Below are 14,792 nucleotides of genomic sequence, written 5' to 3'. Positions count from 1 at the left end.
AGGTCGTGGGACAGACCGCTCCGGGATCCACGCCCGGCACGCGTCCTCGCGCTCCGGGCCCGGCCCACAGGTCATTCACTGATCGGGACCGGCGGGAACCGGCCCGTACACGAAAGCGACCCTTGGCGCTAAAAGCTGCCCAAAGGTCCTTCGGTGGTGCAACAGGCGTCGAGCAACCATACGACACGACACACGGGGATATGAAAGGACTTGAGACATGGATCACAGGTGTCAGTGGAACCACAGTCCCATATTCGAAGGAGGATGCCCGATTCGTGGCCCTGACCCGCAGGGCCTGCCCAGTGCCTCACCCCGGCGGGCCTGTGCGGACTACCATCACTGCATGACCCGTGTACTGCTCGCCGAGGACGACGCATCCATCTCGGAGCCACTGGCCCGCGCCCTGCGTCGTGAGGGTTACGAGGTCGAGGTCCGCGAGGACGGTCCGACCGCACTCGACGCCGGACTCCAGGGAGGCGTCGACCTGGTCGTCCTCGACCTGGGGCTGCCCGGCATGGACGGCCTGGAGGTCGCCCGGCGGCTGCGGGCCGACGGCCACGCCGTCCCCATCCTGGTGCTCACCGCCCGGGCCGACGAGGTCGACACGGTGGTCGGCCTGGACGCCGGCGCCGACGACTACGTCACCAAGCCGTTCCGCCTCGCCGAGCTCCTCGCCCGGGTCCGCGCCCTGCTGCGCCGCGGCGCCACCGAGCCCGCCCCGCAGCCCGCCACGCACGGCGTCAGGATCGACGTCGAGTCCCACCGGGCCTGGATGGGCGACGAGGAACTCCAGCTCACCGCCAAGGAGTTCGACCTGCTGCGGGTCCTCGTGCGGGACGCCGGCCGGGTCGTCACCCGCGACCAGCTGATGCGCGAGGTCTGGGACACCACCTGGTGGTCCTCCACCAAGACGCTCGACATGCACATCTCCTGGCTCCGCAAGAAGCTCGGCGACGACGCGGCCAATCCGCGGTACATCGCCACCGTCCGGGGCGTCGGCTTCCGGTTCGAGAAGAGCTGACGTACAGAACAGTCATGCGCCGCCGACTGATCAACTCCACGCTCGCCGTGGTGCTCGTCGTGATCGCCGTCTTCGGCGTCTCCCTGGTCATCGTCGAGACCCGCACCATCAGCAACAGCGCCCAGGAGAGCGTCGACTCCGAGGCGTTCCGGCTGATCAGCGTCGTCGAGAGCCGGCTCCTCGGCGAGGAGCGGATCACCCCCCAGGTGCTCGCCGAGCAGGTCGACCCCAGCCGTTACGCCCGTGTCGAGATCCCCGGGCGTGCCCCCATCGAGGTCGGCGAGCGCCCCACGGACGGCAACGCCATCCGCAGTTCGGAGACGGGGGAGCAGGGCGAGAAGGTCACCGTCGAGGAGGACCGCTCCGCCGTGACCCGCGAGGTCGGCCGGACCCTGCTGATCATCGGGGCGGTGGCGCTGCTCGCCATCGTCTCCGCCGTACTCCTCGCCGTACGCCAGGCCAACCGGCTCACCTCCCCGCTCACCGACCTCGCCGAGACCGCCGAACGCCTCGGATCGGGCGACCCGCGCCCCCGGCACAAGCGGTACGGGGTGACGGAGCTGGACCGGGTCGCCGACGTCCTGGACTCCTCGGCCGAGCGGATCGCGCGGATGCTCACCGCGGAGCGGCGCCTGGCCGCGGACGCCTCGCACCAGCTCCGTACGCCGCTGACCGCCCTCTCCATGCGGATCGAGGAGATCTCCGTCACCGACGACCCGGACACGGTGAAGGAGGAGGCGAACATCGCGCTGACCCAGGTGGAGCGGCTCACGGACGTCGTGCAGCGGCTGCTGACCAACGCCCGTGACCCGCGCACCGGCTCCGCCGTCGTCTTCGACCTCGACGAGGTCGTCAAGCAGCAGATCGAGGAGTGGCGCCCCGCCTACCGCAGCGCCGGCCGCGCCGTCGTCTGCTCGGGGAAGCAGGGCCTGGAGGCCGTCGGCACCCCGGGAGCCGTCGCCCAGGTGCTCGCCGCCCTGATCGAGAACTCGCTGATGCACGGGGGCGGCACGGTCGCGCTGCGTACCCGCGTCACCGGCAACCAGGTCGTCGTCGAGGTCACGGACGAGGGCCCCGGCGTCCCGCCCGACCTCGGGGCGCGGATCTTCGAGCGGACCATCAGCGGCCGGAACTCCACCGGGATCGGCCTCGCCGTGGCCCGGGACCTCGCCGAGGCCGACGGCGGCCGGCTGGAACTGCTCCAGCAGCAGCCGCCGGTCTTCGCCCTCTTCCTCAGCCGGGTCGCGCCGAGCCGCAAGGAATCCGTACGCCCGGTGCGCTGAGCGGTCCGCACCGCCCGTACCGCCGCCGTCAGCGGGGCACGGGACCGGGTGTCACCTCGTCGGAGGGTCGCCGCTGCTCCAGAAATCGTTCCGCGTTGAGCACGGCCTCCTTGGCCGGCAGCGCCCTGAACACCCAGGTGCGGTAGGACCAGAAGCGGAACAGCGTGGCGATCCCGATGCCGAGGATCTTGAAGACGTTGCTCTGGACCGGGCTGTTCCACCCGAAGCCGTACGTCGCCACGTACAGCACGCCCGTCTCGATCACCGCGCCGACGGCGCTGAACAGCAGGAACAGCATCAGTTCCCGGGTCCGGCCGGTCTTGTCGCGGTCCCGGTAGGTCCAGTAGCGGAAGCCGACGTAGTTGAAGAGGATGGCGACGACCGTCCCCATCAGCCCGGCCCGCACAACCGGAATGTCCGTGGTGCGCCAGATCAGGTTGGAGACGACGATGTTCACGACCAGCCCGAGTGCGCCGACCGCGCCGAACTTGGCGACCTCCCGGGCCAGCAGATCAAGCCGGGCCCGCAGTGCGCCCCGTTCGCTCATGGTGATCGCTCAGCCCCGTCCGGTCGGTTTCGTCAACCCGGCCATGCTAACCAGCCCTCCCGTGTGATGCCCGTGAGCCGTCCCCCGTCCCGCGTGAGGAGGCGTCCTTCCCGGAGACGCGGGGCCCCGGCCGGAGAGGGTGAGGGAGCCCTCGCACGGCCCGATACCCTGGAGACGTGACGTTCCCTGTAGTCGGCATGGTCGGCGGCGGCCAGCTCGCCCGGATGACCCACGAGGCGGGCATCCCCCTCGGCCTCAAATTCAAGCTCCTCAGTGACACTCCCCAGGATTCGGCCGCCCAGGTGGCCGGCGAGGTGGTCGTCGGCGACTACCGCGACCTGGAGACGCTGCGCGCCTTCGCACGCGGCTGTGACGTGATCACCTTCGACCACGAGCACGTGCCGACCGAGCACCTGCGGGCCCTGGAGGCGGACGGCATCCCCGTACGCCCCGGGCCCGACGCGCTCGTGCACGCCCAGGACAAGGGGGTGATGCGCGCCAAGCTCACGGAGATCGGCGCGCCCTGCCCCCGCCACCGCATCGTCGCGGACCCGGCGGACGCCGCGGCCTTCGCCGACGAGGTGGGGGGCTTCCCCGTCATCCTCAAGACGGTCCGCGGCGGCTACGACGGCAAGGGCGTCTGGGTGGTCCGCTCCGAGGCGGACGCCGCGGAGCCCTTCCGGGCCGGTGTCCCCGTGCTCGCCGAGGAGAAGGTCGACTTCGTGCGGGAGCTGGCGGCCAACATCGTCCGCTCGCCGCACGGCCAGGCCGTCGCCTACCCGGTCGTCGAGTCCATCCAGGTCGACGGGGTCTGCGACACCGTCATCGCCCCGGCGCCCGGACTGGACGAACACCTCGCCGGCGAGGCCCAGCAGCTCGCCCTGCGGATCGCCGCCGAGCTCGGAGTGGTCGGCCACCTCGCGGTCGAGCTCTTCGAGACGCGCGACGGGCACATCCTCGTGAACGAGCTCGCGATGCGCCCGCACAACTCCGGGCACTGGACCCAGGACGGCGCGGTCACCTCGCAGTTCGCCAACCACGTACGGGCGGTCCTCGACCTCCCGCTCGGCGACCCCCGCCCGCGCGCCACCTGGACGGTCATGTGCAACGTCCTCGGCGGCGACTACCCGGACATGTACCAGGCGTACCTGCACTGCATGGCCCGCGACCCGCAGCTCAAGATCCACATGTACGGCAAGGACGTGAAGCCCGGCCGCAAGGTGGGCCACGTCAACACCTACGGCGACGATCTGGCGGACGTGCGGGAGCGCGCCCGGCACGCGGCCGACTACCTGCGAGGAACGATCACCGAATGACCGCACCAGGCTCCGCCCCCGTCGTCGGCATCGTCATGGGCTCGGACTCCGACTGGCCCGTGATGGAAGCGGCCGCCAAGGCCCTCGACGAGTTCGAGATCCCCTACGAGGTCGACGTCGTCTCCGCCCACCGCATGCCGCACGAGATGATCGCGTACGGCGAGAGGGCCGCCGACCGCGGCCTCAAGGCGATCATCGCGGGAGCGGGCGGGGCCGCCCACCTGCCGGGGATGCTCGCCTCCGTCACCCCGCTGCCGGTGATCGGCGTCCCGGTCCCGCTGAAGTACCTCGACGGCATGGACAGCCTGCTCTCCATCGTCCAGATGCCGGCCGGGGTCCCCGTCGCCACGGTCTCCGTCGGCGGCGCCCGTAACGCGGGTCTGCTCGCCGCCCGGATCCTCGCCGCCCACGACAGCGCGCTGCTGGAGCGGATGAAGGAGTTCCAGCAGGAGCTCAAGGAGCAGGCGACGGAGAAGGGCAAGCGGCTGCGCGCCAAGACCCAGGGCGCGGACTCCTTCGGCTTCGGTAAGTAGGGCGGCGACGATGGACAACCTGGACCGCGCCCGGCTGCTCCTCGCCGACCACCCCGTCGTCGACGGCCACAACGACCTCCCCTGGGCCCTGCGCGAGCAGGTCGGCTACGACCTCGACGCCCGTGACATCTCCCAGGACCAGACCGGCACCCTGCACACCGACATCCCGCGGCTGCGGGCCGGCGGCGTCGGCGCGCAGTTCTGGTCCGTCTACGTCGCACCCCGCCTGGCGGGCGACGACGCGGTCAGCGCCACGCTGGAGCAGATCGACGTGGTCGGCGAGATGCTGGCGCGCTACCCGGACGACCTCGCGCGCGCCCTGACCGCGGACGACATGGAGAAGGCCCGCGCGGAGGGCCGTATCGCCTCCCTGATGGGGGCCGAGGGCGGCCACTCCATCAACAACTCGCTGGCCACCCTGCGCGCGCTGCACACCCTCGGCGTCCGCTACATGACGCTCACGCACAACGACAACACCGACTGGGCGGACTCGGCGACCGACTCCCCGCGCGTGGGCGGCCTGTCGGAGTTCGGCCGTGAGGTCGTACGCGAGATGAACCGCGTCGGGATGCTGGTCGACCTCTCCCATGTGGCGGCCACCACGATGCGTGACGCGCTCGCCACCTCCGTCGCACCGGTGATCTTCTCGCACTCCTCGGCCCGGGCGGTCTGCGACCACCCGCGCAACATCCCCGACGACGTGCTGCGGATGCTCGCGGCCAACGGCGGCGTGGCCATGGCGACCTTCGTGCCGAAGTTCGTCCTGCCGGCGGCCGTCGAGTGGACGCTCGCCGCCGACCGGAACATGCGGGAGCACGGCCTGCACCACCTGGACACCACCCCGGCCGCCATGCGGATCCACGCGGACTTCGAGGCGCTCAACCCGCGCCCGATGGCCACCGTGGCCACGATCGCCGACCACCTCGACCACATGCGTGAGATCGCCGGGATCGACCACATCGGCGTCGGCGGCGACTACGACGGCACGGCGTTCCTCCCGCTGGAGCTGGAGGACGTCTCGGGCTACCCGCACCTGATCGCGGAGCTGCTGACGCGCGGCTGGTCGGACGGCGACGTGGCCAAGCTGACCTGGCAGAACGCCGTACGGGTCCTTCGCGATGCGGAGGTGGTGTCCCGCGAGCTGAGCACCCGCGTCGGCCCGTCGCACGCGACGATCGAGCAGTTGGACGGCCCGGCGGCGTAGCCACACCACACGCGGGCGGGGTGATCCGCCCCGCCCGGCGGCGCACCCGAAATCCCGGGCAGGGCCAAATCAAGCCCGTCCGGCGATTGAGGACAAGACGACCACCGGGCGGAACCGGTCACCCTGCCCCGTCCCGTCAGGCGCTACGCCTTCGGGCGCCCCATCGCCCGGTAGGTCCAGCCCGCCTCGCGCCACACCGCCGGGTCCAGCGCGTTGCGGCCGTCCAGGATGATCCGGCGCCCCGCGGCCTCGCCCAGCGCCGCCACGTCCAGCTCCCGGAACTCGCGCCACTCCGTCAGGTGCAGCACGACGTCCGCCCCGCGCACCGCGTCCAGCGCCGTGTCCGCGTAGCCGAGCGTCGGGAAGAGGCGCTGGGCGTTGTCCATGCCCTTGGGGTCGAAGACCGTGACCTGGCCGCCCTGCAGATGGATCTGCCCGGCGACGTTCAGGGCCGGGGAGTCGCGTACGTCGTCCGAGTCCGGCTTGAAGGTGGCGCCCAGCACCGCGACGCGCGTCCCCAGGAACGAGCCCCCGCCCACGGCCTCGCGGGCCAGCTCGACCATGTGGCCGCGCCGGCGCATGTTGATGGAGTCGACCTCCCGCAGGAAGGTCAGCGCCTGGTCGGCACCCAGCTCACCGGCGCGCGCCATGAAGGCCCGGATGTCCTTGGGCAGACAGCCCCCGCCGAAGCCGATCCCGGCCCGCAGGAACTTCTTCCCGATGCGCTCGTCGTGGCCGATCGCCTCGGCGAGCTTCACCACGTCGCCGTCGGCGGCCTCGCAGACCTCGGCCATCGCGTTGATGAACGAGATCTTGGTCGCGAGGAAGGAGTTGGCGGAGGTCTTCACCAGCTCGGCGGTCGGGAAGTCCGTCACCACGAAGGGCGAGCCCTCGGCGATCGGTCCCGCGTAGACCTCGCGCAGCAGCTTCTCGGCCCGCTCGCTCTCCACCCCGATGACGACCCGGTCCGGGTGCAGGGTGTCCTTCACCGCGAAGCCCTCGCGCAGGAACTCCGGGTTCCAGGCCAGCTCCGCGTCCGTACCCACCGGCGCCAGCTCGGCCAGCCGCGCGGAGAGCCGCGCGGCGGAGCCCACGGGGACGGTGGACTTGCCCACGACCAGCGCGGGCCGGGTCAGCTGCGGGGCCAGCGACTCGAAGGCGCTGTCCACGTAGCTCATGTCGCAGGCGTACTCGCCGTGCTTCTGGGGGGTGTTCACGCAGACGAAGTGCACATCGCCGAACGCGCCGATCTCCTCCCAGGAGGTGGTGAACCGCAGCCGCCCGGTCGAGCCCTCGATGCCCGCGACGTGCTTCTGCAGGATCTCCTCGAGCCCCGGCTCGTACATCGGGACCCTGCCCGCCGAGAGCATCTCGATCTTCTCGGGCACGACATCGAGCCCGAGGACTTCGAAGCCCAGCTCCGCCATGGCCGCGGCATGGGTGGCGCCGAGGTAGCCGGTGCCGATCACGGTGATCCTGAGGGCCATGGGTGCTCCTGAACGATGCGGACAGACGTGCGGAGCCGAGCATAACCGTGCGTGCGGAACGCTGTTTTCCGGCGGTCTCCGGGGCCGTCTCCGGGCCTGCCTCCGGGGCTGTCGGCAAGCTCACGTACCCCGCCCGTATGCCTGCGCTCGGCAGGGCCACTAAAATTGGGTTACTTAACGGTAGTTAGCATCCTTGGGGAGTGAGCGCGTTGGCGGGTTCGACCGATTTCGACCTGTACCGTCCGGCCGAGGAGCACGAGATGCTCCGCGAGACGATCCGTTCGCTCGCCGAGGCGAAGATCGCCCCGCATGCCGCCGCGGTCGACGAGGAGGCGCGCTTCCCGCACGAGGCGCTGAAGGCTCTGGTCGCCTCGGACCTGCACGCGGTGCACGTACCGGAGGAGTACGGCGGCGCGGGCGCCGACGCGCTCGCCACGGTCATCGTGATCGAGGAGGTGGCCCGTGTCTGCGCGTCGTCCTCCCTGATCCCGGCCGTGAACAAGCTGGGCTCGCTCCCGGTGATCCTCTCCGGTTCCGAGGACCTGAAGAAGAAGTACCTGGGCCCGCTCGCCAAGGGCGACGCGATGTTCTCGTACGCCCTGTCCGAGCCGGACGCCGGCTCCGACGCGGCGGGCATGAAGACCAAGGCCGTCCGTGACGGGGACTTCTGGGTCCTGAACGGTGTGAAGCGCTGGATCACCAACGCGGGCGAGTCCGAGTACTACACGGTGATGGCCGTCACCGACCCGACGAAGCGCTCCAAGGGCATCTCGGCGTTCGTCGTCGAGAAGTCCGACGAGGGCGTCTCCTTCGGCGCCCCGGAGAAGAAGCTCGGCATCAAGGGCTCCCCGACGCGCGAGGTCTACCTCGACAACGTCCGTATCCCCGCCGACCGCATGATCGGCGAGGAGGGCACCGGCTTCGCCACCGCGATGAAGACCCTGGACCACACCCGCATCACGATCGCGGCCCAGGCGCTCGGCATCGCCCAGGGCGCCCTCGACTACGCCAAGGGCTACGTCCAGGAGCGCAAGCAGTTCGGCAAGCCGATCGGCGACTTCCAGGGCATCCAGTTCATGCTCGCCGACATGGCGATGAAGCTGGAGGCGGCCCGCCAGCTGACGTACTCGGCGGCGGCCAAGTCCGAGCGCCTCGACGGCGACCTCACCTTCTTCGGAGCGGCGGCCAAGTGCTTCGCCTCCGACGTCGCGATGGAGGTCACCACGGACGCCGTCCAGCTGCTCGGCGGCTACGGCTACACCCGTGACTACCCGGTCGAGCGCATGATGCGCGATGCCAAGATCACCCAGATTTATGAGGGTACGAATCAGGTCCAGCGGATCGTCATGGCGCGGAACCTGCCGTAACGGCCGCGTTCCGCGCGGCAGGACCACCGGGGGTGTCGCCGATCGCAGAGGTGGCACCCCCGCCTGTGGCTGTCCGTTCCGGTACCGTCAGGCCCTCCGCAGGTAGCCGGCATCCGGGCTGGTGAGCCAGTGAATATGATCGATCAAACGGCCGACCACAGTGGTTGCTACGTCTCGCTGATCGGCTGAGCGAGAGCGTGGACAACGGCGCAGCCCCGCCGCCCGCAACGCCCCGCACTCATGGGGAGTGGCACGCCCGCTTTCCCGAACTGGGACAGTTTCTCGGCGGCTGGTTCTCCCAGGAAATGGTGGAGGAGTCCGACTACGCCCTCGCCGTCGCTGTACTGGGCATGGGGGTGGATCCTCCGGAGCCGTTGAGCGCCGGCGCCTGGCTCGTGGAGCTGGCCTACAGGATCTGATGGACGAGGATCAGGCAGCATCGATATGACCCGGCGCATGGACGGCAGGGCTGCCTCGTGACAGTCCGGTGACCTCAGGCTCGATCGGTGTGCCTGCGGCCTCCGGGCCGCTGAGACGGAGGCGAAGCTCTTCCCGCAGTGGCGCCCCCGGCTGGTACTCCTGCATGGCTCCGAGGCGGCTCGTACGGTGGACCGCTTCGATCTCGGCGGCTTCGCGTTCTTCCGTCCCGAGCTCATCGAGCAGTCGTGCGGTGGCGTCCGGGTCCTGGGCGCGTGCCTCGCGCATGCGGTGGCGCCAGCTGCTCGCGCTCACAGGCGCACCTTCAGGTAGCCACGCACGGCTGCCGCACTCGCCTCGGTGGAGACGTCCGCCTGGACCCGGACACCCTTGGATGTGTGGGGAGCTGGGCCTGGGAACGGGGTGCGGTCACCGGGCCGGGTTCACTCCTCGGCGAAGACGTCCTTGGCCGTGGTGGCGGTGACGGCGCTGCTGAACCACTGGTCCAGGAGACGCAGGTCGTCGCAGCCGGCGATCCTTTCGCGGGCCTCGTCCGGGACGGGGACGCCGCGCAGTTCGAGCAACCGCAGGATGTCCTCGGCCCGACCCTTCGCCCGGCCTTCGTCCCGGCCTTCGTCCCGGCCTTCGTTCCGGATTTCCTCGGAGAGGGGTGAGGTGTAGAAGGAGAGGTCCACGGCCACCAGGTTCCTCCATTGTTGTGCGGCGGGGCGGTTGCCCAGGCCTTGTGCGGTGAGTTCGATGAGCGGGTTCGCGATGCTTTCCGGTGTGTCCCGCAGGGTGGTCGACAGCGTTTTCAGTATGGCACCGATGTCCGGATCGTTGGCGTGTGTGATGAGGGCCAGCGTGGTGAAGGCCGGGTCTTTGCGGGCCTCGGCCACGTCGGTGATGACGGGCATGTTGTGGGGCCCGGCGACGAGGGGCCGCAGAGTGAGCGCCGGCCACTGCGGTGCGCCCAGGGGGACGGGGCGGGCCGCCCACCGGGCGGTGCTGTGGTCCTGGCAGACGACGAGCAGGGTGGTGGGGAGCCGGTACTTCTCCAGGAGATGGGCGAGGTAGTAGGCCCAGCTGGTCGGCTTGTCGGGGTCTTTTCTGCCCTGGGCCTCGACGGCGAGGAGGAAGGGGCCGTCGTTCTCGGTCTCGATGCGCAGGAGGGTGTCGACGCGTCGCTCCAGTGGCCGGTTCTCGGTGAGGTCGGTGGTCATGACCTTCGCGGAGGTGCCGGGTGGGAAGGTGACGCCCAGTGCTTCGGAGACGCTGGTGAACAGGTTCGGGTATTCCTGGAAGACGCGGTGCATCGCTTCGTGCGGTGCGCTGACCATGGGGTTCCGTTCGGGGTCAGGCTGCTGTGGGCAGGTCGGTGCGGCAGTCGCGGCAGTGGCCGGGGTGGCGGGAGCGGAAGGCGCGGTCGCAGCGGTCGCAGTTCTGGAGCGGGATGACCATCGCGCGGGGGCGTGCAGGCGAGGCGAGGTCCTGGGCGCCGGGGAGCGGGGGCGGCAGGAGTGTGGTGATGCGGTGGCGCAGGAGCTTCGCCGGATGTCTGAGCGGGACCGGCAGGTCGTGGGTGAGGGCGTGGTGGACGGTGTCGGGGTGGGCGTCGCGTTCGAGCCAGGCGGCGACACCGGGGGTGAGGGTGTTGATGTCCTGCTCGGAGAGCGTGAGTTGGGGTGCGTGGCGGCGCAGGTCGGCGAGGAGCGCGGAGGCCGCCCGCTGGAGCTCCTGGGTGAGCGCCTGAGGCTGGGGCAGCGGCGGGGGCGGGGCGATGCGTGCGGTGGGAGGCGGTACGAGGGCGGGGGCGGGCCCCGCGTGCGGTGCGGGTTCCGGCTCTGCTGGTGTGGTGACCGGCCGGGGTGCGGGCGGCTTCGGCGCAGGGTCGGGTACGTCGGCGGCTACCGGCTCGGGGAGCGGTCGGGGCGGCTCGGGCGCGGAGGCGGGTTCGGCCGTGTGGGGCGGAGGTACGGGCCGCTTGGGCCTGGTCTGCGGCCGAGGCGTGGCGGTGGGCGCGTCCGAGCCCGGCTGGTTGTACGAGAGCGTGCGCGTCACGATGCGGCCTCCGGGGAGGCGTACGCGGCTGCGGTGGAGGTAACCGGCGGCTTCCAGCTCCCGCAGGGCGGCGGCGATACGGGTCTCGCTCTCCGGGAAGCGCTCGGCGAGGCGCTTGATGCCGATCTTCGCCCCGGCGGGCAGCGACTGGATGTGCACGGCGAGCCCGATCGCGACGAGCGAGAGGCCGCGGTGCTGGGCCAGGTGGTTGCCGATGACGGTGAACCCGGCGGTGTGCCGCACGTTGAGGTGGATGACACCGGATGACGGTGTGATGTCCCCGGGTGACGGGGGCGGGGCGCACGGGGGCGCGATAATCTGCTGGGTATCCATCGGGAAGGTCTCTGCTTCCTCGGTGGTCAGGCCCTCGATCGGGATTCGCTGTCCCGGTCGGGGGCCGTCGCATGTCTGGGGTGGTCGGGGCGAGCATATGCCTGGTAAGCCACCCTAAATCCAGCAGAGTTGCCCTATGTCACCCGCGCGAGTGATGTGGACGGGAGCGGGTGGGGTTGGGGTGGGGAAGGTGATTTCTCCAGTTTCTTTAAAGCTTTATGCATCGTGGGGCGCCGCGTCGCGGCTCACCGGGTCGTGGGTTCCCGCGACCCGGTGGCGGTGGTCACGGTGCGAGGTCGAGTTCGGCCCAGACGGTCTTGCGTGGGACGGGCCCGACGTCCACGCCCCAGCGGTTTGCGAGTGCCTCGACGATCAGCAAACCGCGCCCGGATTCCGCGTGATCGGCTGGTGGTGCCGGGCGCGGTGGCCACTCGCCCCGGGTGTCGGTCACCGCGATGCGAAGAAGTCTGTCGTCGTGGACCGCGAGGCTCAGTTGGAAGTCCCGCCCCGGTACGCGGCCGTGGACAGTGGCGTTCGTCGCCAACTCGGCGACGATCTGTGCGGCTGACTCCGTGGGCAGCCCCCAGTCGCCCAGGTGCGCCGTGGCGAGGAGGCGGGCGAGCTGCGCACCCCGGCGGGTGGGGGAGAGCAGCACGGTGAACTGCCGGGTGGGAGCGGAATGTTCGGGCTGGGGACGTGCAGGGTTGAGCAGGAACGGCATGCACGTCGGAAGTGGGGCACGGATGAGCGTGGACGAGGCGGGTACGCAGCGCGTGGAGGACGGCGGGGCGGACGAGCCCGGCTGGGACGTCGATCCCGACGACGAGTCGGGGGTGGCGGTGGTCGCCGCGGTGGGCCGCCAGATCAAGGCCTGGCGTGAGGCGGCCGGGATGCGGGCCGGCGAGTTCGGAGCGGCGATCGGGTACGGGGAGGACCTGGTCCGCAAAGTGGAGGGCGGGAGGCGGATTCCTCGACCGGAGTTCCTGGACCGGGTGGACGAGGTGTGTGGGGCGGGCGGCAAGATCGCTGCGATGAAGCAGGATCTGGCGCAGGTCCGGTACCCGAAGAAGGTGCGGGACCTGGCGGGCGTGGAAGCCAAGTCGGTCGAGATTGCGGCCTACGCGGCGCACGGCCTACACGGGCTGTTGCAAGACCCCGGGGCATGCGCGGGCGCTGTTCGAGGCCCGGCAGCCCCCGTACTCGCAGGATGAGGTGGAACGGATGGTGGCCGCGCGCATCGCGCGGCAGTCGATCTTCGAGCGATCGCCAGGGCCTGCAATGAGTTTCGTGCAGGAGGAGTCGGCACTCAGGCGGCCCATCGGGGGCACGATGGAGTGGCAGCGACAACTTGAACGCTTGGGAGTGGCAGGGACAACTTGAACGCTTGCTGACGATCGGGCAGTTGCGCAGTGTCACTCTTCAAGTGATGCCTACGCGTCGCGAGGCGCATCCCGGCATGGACGGGGACATCAGAGTGTTGAAGTTCAGAGACGGTTCGGCGGTGGGGTGGTCGCACGGGGCGTTCAACGGGCGCAGGGTGACCGAGCCGAAACCGCTCCGTATCCTTGAGTTGCGGTATGGCATCATCCGGGCCGAGGCTCTCACGCCCCGAGAGACCCTGGCCCTCATCGAGCGAATGCTGGGAGAGACATGATTCGCAGGGCTTCCACGCAGAACGTTTCCGAGTTGACCTGGGTCAAGAGCAGCTACAGCAGCGACGGCAACGAAGGTGACTGCGTCGAGGTTGCGACTGCCACGGGCATGGTGCACGTGCGCGACTCCAAGAACGTGCCGGGCCCACGAGCGAGGTTCGGGGCGACTGCATGGGTGGACTTCGTGGCGTACGCGGCTAGGCGCTGAGCAACTCGCGCCCCACTGCCGGAAGATCCGGACGGTTCCCCGTCCGGATCTTCCAGGGTGCCGACGGATGGGACGGCTGTGGCCGGTCAGCTGCCCTTGACCGTGACCTTCTCGTCGTTCTTCAGCTGCTCCACGAGCTGCTTGACCTTGTCCTTGTCCCAGACGAGGTTGCCGTTCACGCTCTGCCCGGTGAGCGGGATGTTCATCGACGTGCCCTCGCCGCCCGTGACGCCCTTCATCGCGAAGAACATGTTGCCGAGCGACCAGAGCGACATGTCCTTGTCGACGATCAGCGTGTCCAGGCCCGCGCCCATCGTCGGGTAGAGCTTGAACGGGTTGAGGATCGTCGACGGGGTCGCCGTCTGGGAGGCCAGGGCCGCGAGGAACTTCTGCTGGTTCTTCGTGCGGTCCAGGTCACTGCCCGCGAACGCGTACCGGGTACGGACGAAGGCGAGGGACTGCTCGCCGTTCAGGGTCTGCTTGCCGGCCTGGAAGTCGGCGCCGGAGTTCTTGTCCTTGAAGGCCTTCGGGATGTCCATCTCGACCCCGCCGATGGCGTCCACGATCTTGGCGAAGCCGCCGAAGCCGATCTCGACGTAGTGGTCGATGTGCAGCCCGGTGTTGAACTCGACCGTGCGGACCAGCAGCTCCGGGCCGTCCTCGGCGTACGCCGCGTTCAGCTTCACCTGGCGGCCGGTGCCCTCGAACTTCTTGCCGGACTCGGAGCCGACGAACGAGGGGATCTCGACGTTCGAGTCACGCGGCAGGGAGATCAGCGTCGGCCCGTTGGAGCCGTCGTGCAGGATCATCATCGAGTCGGTCCGCTTGCCCTCGGCGGAGCCGGTATGCAGCTTCTTCTTGTCCTCGGCCGTCATGCCCTCACGGCTGTCGGAGCCGACGACCAGGTAGTTGGTGCCGTCGCCCTCGGAGGGGCGGTCGATGACCTTGGAGAGGTCGACCTCGCGCTTGAGCTTGCCGTCGGCCCAGAAGTACGTGCCGACGGAGACGGCGAGCACCACCACGACCAGGGACAGCACGCCGACCTTGAGGCGCCGGCCCCAGTTGGGTGCCGGGCGGGGCTGGACGTATCCGCTGTCACCGCCGCGGCCGCCGCCGCGCTGTCCGCCGCCGTAGACCTGGCCCGTGTTGTAGCCGCTGTCGTAGCCGGGGCCGTCGTCGTAGCCCTGTCCCTGCTGCGGCGGGATGTGGGGCGGGGACTGCGGCGGCGTGGGGCGCCGCCGGACGTGGGGCATGGCGCGGGCGCTCTCCGGCCGGGGGCTCGCGCTGCCCCGCCCGTAGCGTTCGCCGGGTCCGCCGTTCCGTCCTTCGGGCCAATCGCTCATGCGGACCAGTGTGCCGTCTC

At 70.2% G+C, this 14,792-nt stretch carries 15 protein-coding genes and 1 pseudogene; 9 read left to right on the top strand and 7 right to left on the bottom strand.

Features of this window, described 5'->3' with window-relative positions:
• Window positions 1-343 precede the first annotated feature (343 nt).
• Complete coding sequence (locus ACIRD8_RS26940; RefSeq protein WP_031098784.1) at window positions 344-1,021, top strand: response regulator transcription factor; 678 nt, start codon at window positions 344-346, stop codon at window positions 1,019-1,021.
• 14 nt (window positions 1,022-1,035) lie between these two features.
• Window positions 1,036-2,304 (top strand): ATP-binding protein, encoded by a 1,269-nt coding sequence (locus ACIRD8_RS26935; RefSeq protein WP_403996679.1) that lies wholly within the window; start codon window positions 1,036-1,038, stop codon window positions 2,302-2,304.
• Between the two features lie 28 nt (window positions 2,305-2,332).
• Here the strand turns inward: ACIRD8_RS26935 and ACIRD8_RS26930 are convergent, their stop codons facing one another.
• Window positions 2,333-2,851 (bottom strand): GtrA family protein, encoded by a 519-nt coding sequence (locus ACIRD8_RS26930; RefSeq protein WP_403996676.1) that lies wholly within the window; start codon window positions 2,849-2,851, stop codon window positions 2,333-2,335.
• A 176-nt stretch (window positions 2,852-3,027) separates the two neighbouring features.
• Between ACIRD8_RS26930 and ACIRD8_RS26925 the strand changes: the two genes are divergently transcribed.
• From ACIRD8_RS26925 to ACIRD8_RS26915, 3 genes are read left to right on the top strand one after another with little or no spacing between them, the layout of a single operon-like run.
• Entirely contained in the window at window positions 3,028-4,167 is a 1,140-nt protein-coding gene (locus ACIRD8_RS26925; RefSeq protein ID WP_403996674.1) for a 5-(carboxyamino)imidazole ribonucleotide synthase, read from the top strand.
• Window positions 4,164-4,700, top strand: a complete 537-nt coding sequence (gene purE, locus ACIRD8_RS26920) for a 5-(carboxyamino)imidazole ribonucleotide mutase (RefSeq protein ID WP_403996671.1) — start codon at window positions 4,164-4,166, stop codon at window positions 4,698-4,700. Before ACIRD8_RS26925 ends, purE begins: the two co-directional genes overlap by 4 nt.
• A 10-nt stretch (window positions 4,701-4,710) precedes the next feature.
• Complete coding sequence (locus ACIRD8_RS26915) at window positions 4,711-5,904, top strand: dipeptidase (protein WP_403996669.1); 1,194 nt, start codon at window positions 4,711-4,713, stop codon at window positions 5,902-5,904.
• A gap of 143 nt (window positions 5,905-6,047) precedes the next feature.
• Here ACIRD8_RS26915 and ACIRD8_RS26910 read toward each other — a convergent pair whose 3' ends face one another.
• Entirely contained in the window at window positions 6,048-7,391 is a 1,344-nt protein-coding gene (locus tag ACIRD8_RS26910) for a UDP-glucose dehydrogenase family protein (RefSeq protein ID WP_403996667.1), read from the bottom strand.
• Between the two features lie 209 nt (window positions 7,392-7,600).
• On the opposite strand from ACIRD8_RS26910, the gene ACIRD8_RS26905 reads away from it, so the two are divergent.
• Window positions 7,601-8,758, top strand: a complete 1,158-nt coding sequence (locus ACIRD8_RS26905) for an acyl-CoA dehydrogenase (RefSeq protein WP_403997032.1) — start codon at window positions 7,601-7,603, stop codon at window positions 8,756-8,758.
• 197 nt (window positions 8,759-8,955) lie between these two features.
• The gene (locus ACIRD8_RS26900; RefSeq protein ID WP_403996664.1) at window positions 8,956-9,177 is read left to right on the top strand and encodes a hypothetical protein; all 222 of its coding nucleotides are present in this window, start codon (window positions 8,956-8,958) and stop codon (window positions 9,175-9,177) included.
• A 10-nt stretch (window positions 9,178-9,187) separates the two neighbouring features.
• Here ACIRD8_RS26900 and ACIRD8_RS26895 read toward each other — a convergent pair whose 3' ends face one another.
• The 4 genes from ACIRD8_RS26895 to ACIRD8_RS26880 all read right to left on the bottom strand — a co-directional run bounded on the left by ACIRD8_RS26895 (window position 9,188) and on the right by ACIRD8_RS26880 (window position 12,290).
• Window positions 9,188-9,490, bottom strand: coding sequence for a hypothetical protein (locus tag ACIRD8_RS26895; RefSeq protein ID WP_403996661.1), 303 nt, complete (start codon window positions 9,488-9,490; stop codon window positions 9,188-9,190).
• Window positions 9,491-9,618: 128 nt separating this feature from the next.
• The gene (locus ACIRD8_RS26890) at window positions 9,619-10,515 is read right to left on the bottom strand and encodes a hypothetical protein (protein ID WP_403996658.1); all 897 of its coding nucleotides are present in this window, start codon (window positions 10,513-10,515) and stop codon (window positions 9,619-9,621) included.
• 16 nt (window positions 10,516-10,531) lie between these two features.
• Window positions 10,532-11,569, bottom strand: a complete 1,038-nt coding sequence (locus ACIRD8_RS26885; protein ID WP_403996655.1) for a helix-turn-helix domain-containing protein — start codon at window positions 11,567-11,569, stop codon at window positions 10,532-10,534.
• Window positions 11,570-11,852: 283 nt separating this feature from the next.
• A complete protein-coding gene (locus tag ACIRD8_RS26880) occupies window positions 11,853-12,290 on the bottom strand; it encodes an ATP-binding protein (protein WP_403996652.1) in 438 nt (145 codons plus the stop codon).
• Between the two features lie 22 nt (window positions 12,291-12,312).
• Here ACIRD8_RS26880 and ACIRD8_RS26875 point away from each other — a divergent pair.
• Together ACIRD8_RS26875 and ACIRD8_RS26870 are read left to right on the top strand one after the other, a co-directional pair.
• Window positions 12,313-13,223 (top strand): annotated as a pseudogene (locus ACIRD8_RS26875) (helix-turn-helix domain-containing protein).
• The gene (locus ACIRD8_RS26870; protein WP_403996649.1) at window positions 13,220-13,429 is read left to right on the top strand and encodes a DUF397 domain-containing protein; all 210 of its coding nucleotides are present in this window, start codon (window positions 13,220-13,222) and stop codon (window positions 13,427-13,429) included. The pseudogene ACIRD8_RS26875 and the gene ACIRD8_RS26870 overlap by 4 nt, the downstream one beginning before the upstream one ends.
• A gap of 86 nt (window positions 13,430-13,515) precedes the next feature.
• Here ACIRD8_RS26870 and ACIRD8_RS26865 read toward each other — a convergent pair whose 3' ends face one another.
• Window positions 13,516-14,772 (bottom strand): LCP family protein, encoded by a 1,257-nt coding sequence (locus ACIRD8_RS26865; protein WP_403996646.1) that lies wholly within the window; start codon window positions 14,770-14,772, stop codon window positions 13,516-13,518.
• Between the last annotated feature and the right edge of the window lie 20 nt (window positions 14,773-14,792).

Origin of the sequence: Streptomyces sp. NPDC102451 (genome assembly GCF_044765485.1) — a bacterium.
Taxonomy (GTDB): domain Bacteria; phylum Actinomycetota; class Actinomycetes; order Streptomycetales; family Streptomycetaceae; genus Streptomyces.
This window is presented reverse-complemented; position numbering and strand designations above follow the sequence as displayed.

What these genes read in the sequence shown, in the direction of transcription:
- ACIRD8_RS26930 (WP_403996676.1), bottom strand. Translation starts at nt 2,851, where the DNA reads ATGAGCGAACGGGGCGCACTGCGGGCCCGGCTTGATCTGCTGGCCCGG.
- ACIRD8_RS26910 (WP_403996667.1), bottom strand. Translation starts at nt 7,391, where the DNA reads ATGGCCCTCAGGATCACCGTGATCGGCACCGGCTACCTCGGCGCCACC.
- ACIRD8_RS26865 (WP_403996646.1), bottom strand. Translation starts at nt 14,772, where the DNA reads ATGAGCGATTGGCCCGAAGGACGGAACGGCGGACCCGGCGAACGCTAC.
- ACIRD8_RS26880 (WP_403996652.1), bottom strand. Translation starts at nt 12,290, where the DNA reads ATGCCGTTCCTGCTCAACCCTGCACGTCCCCAGCCCGAACATTCCGCT.
- ACIRD8_RS26935 (WP_403996679.1), top strand. Translation starts at nt 1,036, where the DNA reads ATGCGCCGCCGACTGATCAACTCCACGCTCGCCGTGGTGCTCGTCGTG.
- ACIRD8_RS26870 (WP_403996649.1), top strand. Translation starts at nt 13,220, where the DNA reads ATGATTCGCAGGGCTTCCACGCAGAACGTTTCCGAGTTGACCTGGGTC.
- ACIRD8_RS26940 (WP_031098784.1), top strand. Translation starts at nt 344, where the DNA reads ATGACCCGTGTACTGCTCGCCGAGGACGACGCATCCATCTCGGAGCCA.
- ACIRD8_RS26890 (WP_403996658.1), bottom strand. Translation starts at nt 10,515, where the DNA reads ATGGTCAGCGCACCGCACGAAGCGATGCACCGCGTCTTCCAGGAATAC.
- ACIRD8_RS26885 (WP_403996655.1), bottom strand. Translation starts at nt 11,569, where the DNA reads ATGGATACCCAGCAGATTATCGCGCCCCCGTGCGCCCCGCCCCCGTCA.
- purE (WP_403996671.1), top strand. Translation starts at nt 4,164, where the DNA reads ATGACCGCACCAGGCTCCGCCCCCGTCGTCGGCATCGTCATGGGCTCG.
- ACIRD8_RS26915 (WP_403996669.1), top strand. Translation starts at nt 4,711, where the DNA reads ATGGACAACCTGGACCGCGCCCGGCTGCTCCTCGCCGACCACCCCGTC.